Origin of the sequence: Vibrio sp. V23_P3S9T160 (assembly GCF_963886625.1) — a bacterium.
Lineage (GTDB): Bacteria > Pseudomonadota > Gammaproteobacteria > Enterobacterales > Vibrionaceae > Vibrio > Vibrio anguillarum.
In genome coordinates this window covers 1-5,505 of record NZ_CAWPDB010000074.1, presented here as the reverse complement: position 1 = coordinate 5,505, position 5,505 = coordinate 1, and the positions used below count along the sequence as shown (strand labels likewise).

The 5,505-nt window shown below is 39.0% G+C and carries 7 protein-coding genes; all 7 read left to right on the top strand.

Going from position 1 to position 5,505, the window contains the following annotated elements; all coding sequences use genetic code 11:
* On the top strand, positions 1-411 hold a 411-nt coding region (locus tag AACU59_RS04065; RefSeq protein ID WP_443281397.1), incomplete at its 5' end, for an SH3 domain-containing protein.
* 126 nt (positions 412-537) lie between these two features.
* Positions 538-1,161, top strand: coding sequence for a hypothetical protein (locus AACU59_RS04060; RefSeq protein ID WP_161437750.1), 624 nt, complete (start codon positions 538-540; stop codon positions 1,159-1,161).
* Between the two features lie 142 nt (positions 1,162-1,303).
* Entirely contained in the window at positions 1,304-2,017 is a 714-nt protein-coding gene (locus AACU59_RS04055) for a hypothetical protein (protein ID WP_161437749.1), read from the top strand.
* A gap of 1,372 nt (positions 2,018-3,389) precedes the next feature.
* Entirely contained in the window at positions 3,390-3,794 is a 405-nt protein-coding gene (locus AACU59_RS04050; protein ID WP_161437748.1) for a DUF1801 domain-containing protein, read from the top strand.
* A 146-nt stretch (positions 3,795-3,940) separates the two neighbouring features.
* The gene (locus AACU59_RS04045; protein WP_161437747.1) at positions 3,941-4,381 is read left to right on the top strand and encodes a GNAT family N-acetyltransferase; all 441 of its coding nucleotides are present in this window, start codon (positions 3,941-3,943) and stop codon (positions 4,379-4,381) included.
* A gap of 202 nt (positions 4,382-4,583) precedes the next feature.
* Positions 4,584-5,207 carry a DUF1349 domain-containing protein gene (locus tag AACU59_RS04040; RefSeq protein ID WP_161437746.1) on the top strand — a complete coding sequence of 208 codons (624 nt, stop codon included), beginning with the start codon at positions 4,584-4,586 and terminating at the stop codon, positions 5,205-5,207.
* A gap of 149 nt (positions 5,208-5,356) precedes the next feature.
* A partial coding sequence (locus tag AACU59_RS04035) for a nucleotidyltransferase family protein (RefSeq protein WP_202598873.1) occupies positions 5,357-5,505 on the top strand: 149 nt, incomplete at its 3' end.

Here is a 5,505-nt window from a genome sequence, read left to right as displayed (position 1 = left end):
CAATCAGTTGGAGTTCCTATGAATTTTAAAAATGTATCTGTATTTTTTTTATGTATATTTGTTTGTTTTAGTGTAAATGCAAAACAGTGTAAAAAAGGTCAGCCTTGTGGTAACTCTTGTATTTCATGGAGCAAAACGTGCAGAATAAATTCTTATAGTAGTCAATCAGTTAAAAGACAGGTGGTTTCTAATACTACAAATTCTCAATATATCTATCCTGCTATCTATGTAGTAACAGCGGATAAATTAAATGTACGTGATAATCCATTTTCTACAAAAGAAATAGTAGGTTACCTTGAGAAAGGCCAGGAAATATTGGTTCAGGATGTAGTGACTGACTGGGCAATGATTATCTACAATGAAAAATTTTATTGGGTAAGTAAAGAATATATAAAATTCGTTAGAAAATAATTGCTTATAACAAACGCTTCAAGAGGGACTTCCAACGCGTGGCATTTTTATTATGCGTTGATTTCGGTGGTTACAGTGTTATGCGGAAACTTGGTAGTAGCGTTGTCAGCCCCTTAAGCGGGCGTTATGTTTTTATTAGTTGAGGCCAGTGAAATGGACGAATGGGTTTTAAAGCAATTGCGAGCGCAGGTGATTTCTGATTTAAAAAATCATATTCCTACTGGATATTTTAGTCAGAATTTAGAAAGTATGGCATTCAGTGATGCCTTCAAAAATCATGAGTATCTTTCAATAGAGAATAAATGGGGATACCTCGCAGCTAAAGTAGGTAAAAAAATTTACTTTGATCAGTCAGAAAATTTATTACCTCGAGAGCTAGCAGCGTGCGATGTTCTAATGAACTTAGGGTTCTTGGCGTCATCAAAAGCTTGCCTGAATGTTTGCGAACAAATAGAACAAAAAGCGATTGAGAATGGAGTATCAGATAGGAATTCTGGAAAAGTGGCTAATCAATTCAAAAATCAACATATACCTACTTATCATATGAACATAAAGGGTGCACTTGAACAGTATTTACAGCACTTCAGTGAAGAAGAAGCAAAGCCTTATCTTTCTCTGCTTTCTGAAGTAAGTGGGCATCGGACTCACAAGCCCCAAATTACTGAAGATATTCTTGAGATTAAACCTAACTTCATGGGTATGGGACTGAATTTAAATGCATTATTGCGTAGAGCTAGGAGAAAAACATAACAAACGCTTCAAGAGGGACAGCCAACGCGTGGCAATTTTATTATGCGTTGGTTTGTGTGATTACGGTGTTATGCGGTAAGTTGATAGTAGCGTTGTCTGCCCCTTAAGCGGGCGTTAGCTGAATAAGTTGGAAATCGAAAGTATGGAATGGGTTAACAAATTATTAATATTCCTTATAGCGGTATATTGGACAGGAGATCGCGTTAGAGCCAATCCTCATATTGAACAATTAATCGTAGTCACGGAAAGTGGTTTTAAAGAGCTCATAAGTTCTCTCAAAGAACTTAAAATCGTTAACGCTTTAAACTTCTTGTCGAAGTTATATGGAATTACGACTCTCTTGGCTTTTGTCGGACTTTTCTTCGCTACCAAAGTAGACTTAAGTTCTGGAACCAGAGAACTTATAGTTCTTACATTGGGTGTGGCATTTTTAATGTTCGGCTCAATTAAGTGGGTTTTAGGCAGCCATAAAAAGTTCATTTCTTCAAATAAGCTATTAATTTTTATATTCTTATCTTGGCCATTTTGGCTAGCTTGGTTGGAGGTTTCGGAAGGAGTCTCTGTTTTTGAACAAATGTTTATTCCATTTAATCGCCTTTGGGTTCTGAGTGGTTTTAGTGACTTCAGCATTTACGGTATTTGGGTGAAGGCAGGAATACTGTCTGCACTTTCCCTTGTTTTAATTTTGTTCTATTACTGCATTACATGGGCCTTTTCGCTGTTTTTAACACTTATATCCATTTGTTTAGTGTTGTTTCCAGTATATTTGGCAAAGATCATAGATAGTATTTGGCCATCGGATACATTTTTCTTTTTTACAATGCTTGTATTTTTCGTGCTGACAATATTCAGCTAACAAACGGCTCAAGAGGGATTGTCAACGCTTGGCGGTTTTAGTGCAAAATTAAAGTTCAGTGTTTACGGTATGTTTTTTGAGTTCGGCGGTGCGTTGTCAACCCCTTAGCCGGGCGTTATGCAACTCAGGTAAATTTAGGGGTTCAATCTTTTGAGGTTTCTCCGGCCATTCGTTTTGTGTTGTCGGCAAATGAGCACTTTTACCCTCAAATTAGTGGTTAACTTAAACCGTAAAACAGACAAGGTTCTTTGTTTGCCTCAATCAGTTTTAGCGCTGGTTCGTTGCCAATTCAGCGTGCGCAAAGTGTGGAAAGGGCAAGTTTATCGATCATTTTACTTTTGCTGAAGTTGTCGCTCGTTGAGTTTGTCTGATTCAAAAGCTTGGTTTGTTGTTGAAAGGTGGACTTTGTTTTGGCAGCTCATTTATCACAGTTCTTGCTTGGGTTGATTCTTGAATCACTCAACCATTGCAATTGTGGTTTTTGATCGAGTAAAGTCAGTTTATCTTATTGAATTTGCATAACAAACGGCTCAAGAGGGATTGCCAACGCTTGGCGGTTTTAGTGCAAAATTGCAGTTCAGTGTTTACAGTGTGTTTTTTAAGTTCGGCGGTGCGTTGTCAACCCCTTAGCCGGGCGTTAGGCAAGGTGAGTTTTTATCAGCTAAATCGAGTTGAAATTGAACGGTAAATTCGATGTTCTCATTGCTGAACTTAAGCAATAAATAATCATCACCTATTTGTTGTTTCTTGATCGCGTTGAGTTGCTTAGCGCTGTAAATTCAGCGGCAAAATAACCTTCAGCATCCAAACGTCCGCCGAGCATGCTACGCTCGTCACTTTTCTTCCAAACCGCTCAATTTGAGTTTTTTTGTTTCTTTGCTGATTTAGCATTTTGGTTTATAAATGAATCGGTTAGTTTGTTTTAAGTTTACAAAAAAGCTCGTTCTTTGGTTTTGAAAGTATCGTTGTCAATCGGTTGGCCTAACAAACGGCTCAAGAGGGATTGCCAACGCGTGGCGGCTTTAGTGCAAAATTGAAGTTCAGCATTTACGGTGTGTTTTTTAAGTTCGACGGTGCGTTGTCAACCCCTTAGCCGGGCGTTAGGCTTACGTCGAGATAATCAAATTTTCAATAGAGTTATCNTTGGTTTATAAATGAATCGGTTAGTTTGTTTTAAGTTTACAAAAAAGCTCGTTCTTTGGTTTTGAAAGTATCGTTGTCAATCGGTTGGCCTAACAAACGGCTCAAGAGGGATTGCCAACGCGTGGCGGCTTTAGTGCAAAATTGAAGTTCAGCATTTACGGTGTGTTTTTTAAGTTCGACGGTGCGTTGTCAACCCCTTAGCCGGGCGTTATGTGAATAGGAGGTTTCAGTGAACAAGTTAGTCAAAGAACGCTTCGATGAATATCCGGAAAATGCTCGTGTTAGGCTAGAGGAGCTGCGAAATCTAGTCTTTCAAATCGCATCTGATTTGGAGCTGGGTGAAGTCGATGAAACTCTAAAGTGGGGTGAACCTAGCTATAGTGTAAAAACAGGCAGCCCACTAAGAATGGACTGGAAGCTAAAATCTTCTAACAACTATTACCTGTTCTTTAATTGCCAAACTAAGTTAGTCGATACATTTCGAGAATTGTATGGTGAAGAACTGGTGTTTCAGGGAAACAGAGCAATCGTTCTGTCCATATCGCAAGTGTTGCCAGAAACAGCAATCAAGTCCTGTTTAGAGTTGGCTTTAACCTATCAGCAGCGTAAACATTTACCTCTTTTGGGCGCGTGAAAAATTCACATAACAAAGCGTTCAAGAGGGATTCCCAACGCTCGGCATTTTGGGTTTGATTCCGCTTCAGTGATTACGGCACAATGGTTTAGGTTGGGTGGTCTGCGTTGCTCACCCCTTAACGCGGCGTTAGGCATAAGGAAATTATGGAACTCATTCAGCTAAATGAGAGTGAGCTAAAAATGTTGCGTGATGGTCAATCTGAGCTCAAGTATATGATTGACGGAATTCCACCAAATCATGTTTTAGAACGCTCTCTTAATCATTATCGTGATTCAATTTGTGAAGTTTGGTCTTTACCATACTTTATAAAGTCAAATGACCAGCTAATTGGTAGTTGTGGATTCAAGAACCCACCGTTCAACTGTCGAGTTGAAATCGGTTACAACGTAGCTTTTGGGGCTCAAGACAAAAGTATTGCAACATTTGCAGTTAACAAACTTTGCCAAATTGCGTTTGAATCTGGTTTAGTCAAAGTTGTCTTTGCATTAATCTCTTCTAAAAATTCGGCGTCACTAAATGTTGTTCGCAAAAATGGATTTATTTATAAAAATATTGCTGTGGATAGTGATGGCGAATCATTATAATGCTGGGAATTAAGCAATAATATCAATGCGTTGGAAAATGCCTAACAAACGCTTCAAGAGGGACTTCCAACGCGTGGCATTTTTATTATGCGTTGGTTTTTGTGTTTACGGTGTTATGCGGAAACTTGGTAGTAGCGTTGTCAGCCCCTTAAGCGGGCGTTATGTGAATATGTGGGTTTTGTGAACAACAAAGAGATTGATAATGGTAAATTTTACTTTTGGGAAGTGGATTTCTGAACCGAAAGTCAGTGAAGTCACTTCCGAGTTTGTTTCGATAACAACCGAGCCGAAAACTGATTTTTGGCAACGTTCTTATTATGGATTTCGTAATGAAAATGCCCCTGCATTATTGATTGATTCAAAAGACAATTTCACATTTACAGCTAAGGTAAGTTTTACTTATCAAGAGCTGTTTGATCAATGTGGATTGATCATTTATCTCGATAATGAAAATTGGTTTAAAGCTTCGATAGAGTACGAAAATCAATCATTTTCTAGGCTGGGTAGTGTAGTTACAAATTTAGGGTATTCAGATTGGGCAACCACCGATATCCCGCTTCCTAAAGAGATTTGGTATCGTTTAAGTCGTAGAGGGCCAGATTTTCTTATCGAATCCTCGTTTGATGGCTTGGTTTTCAACCAAATCCGTATCTTTCACTTACATCAGTTGGGAGAGACTACGATAGAAATGGGTAAATGTAATCCTCCTTTGCCGACACAAAAAGTGGTCAGTTTTGGAGTTTATGCGTGTAGTCCTTCAGAATCATCGTTTACAGCAAAATTTACCGAAATGAGCCTGGAGCCTTGTAAGTGGTTAGCTCACTAGGCTCAAATTCACATAACAAACGCTTCAAGAGGGACAGCCAACGCGCGGCATTTTTACTATGCGTTGGTTTTTGTGATTATGGTGTTATGCGGAAGCTTGGTAGTAGCGTTGTCTGCCCCTTAAGCGGGCGTTATGGCGCAAGGTGAAAAATGGATACTATCGTTGATTTAGTTAGAAAAGATCCCGTTCGATTTGAAGCACTGGAATGTGTTTACCAGCTTGAATTGCCTCAGTGCTACATAGCCGCAGGTTTTGTGCGAAACCTTGTCTGGGACTTTTTACATCGCAACGTAAAGCC

Bases quoted from the DNA above. Each gene is read 5' to 3' on its own strand.
- AACU59_RS04060 (WP_161437750.1), top strand. From the start codon at position 538: ATGTTTTTATTAGTTGAGGCCAGTGAAATGGACGAATGGGTTTTAAAG.
- AACU59_RS04055 (WP_161437749.1), top strand. From the start codon at position 1,304: ATGGAATGGGTTAACAAATTATTAATATTCCTTATAGCGGTATATTGG.
- AACU59_RS04045 (WP_161437747.1), top strand. From the start codon at position 3,941: ATGGAACTCATTCAGCTAAATGAGAGTGAGCTAAAAATGTTGCGTGAT.
- AACU59_RS04040 (WP_161437746.1), top strand. From the start codon at position 4,584: ATGGTAAATTTTACTTTTGGGAAGTGGATTTCTGAACCGAAAGTCAGT.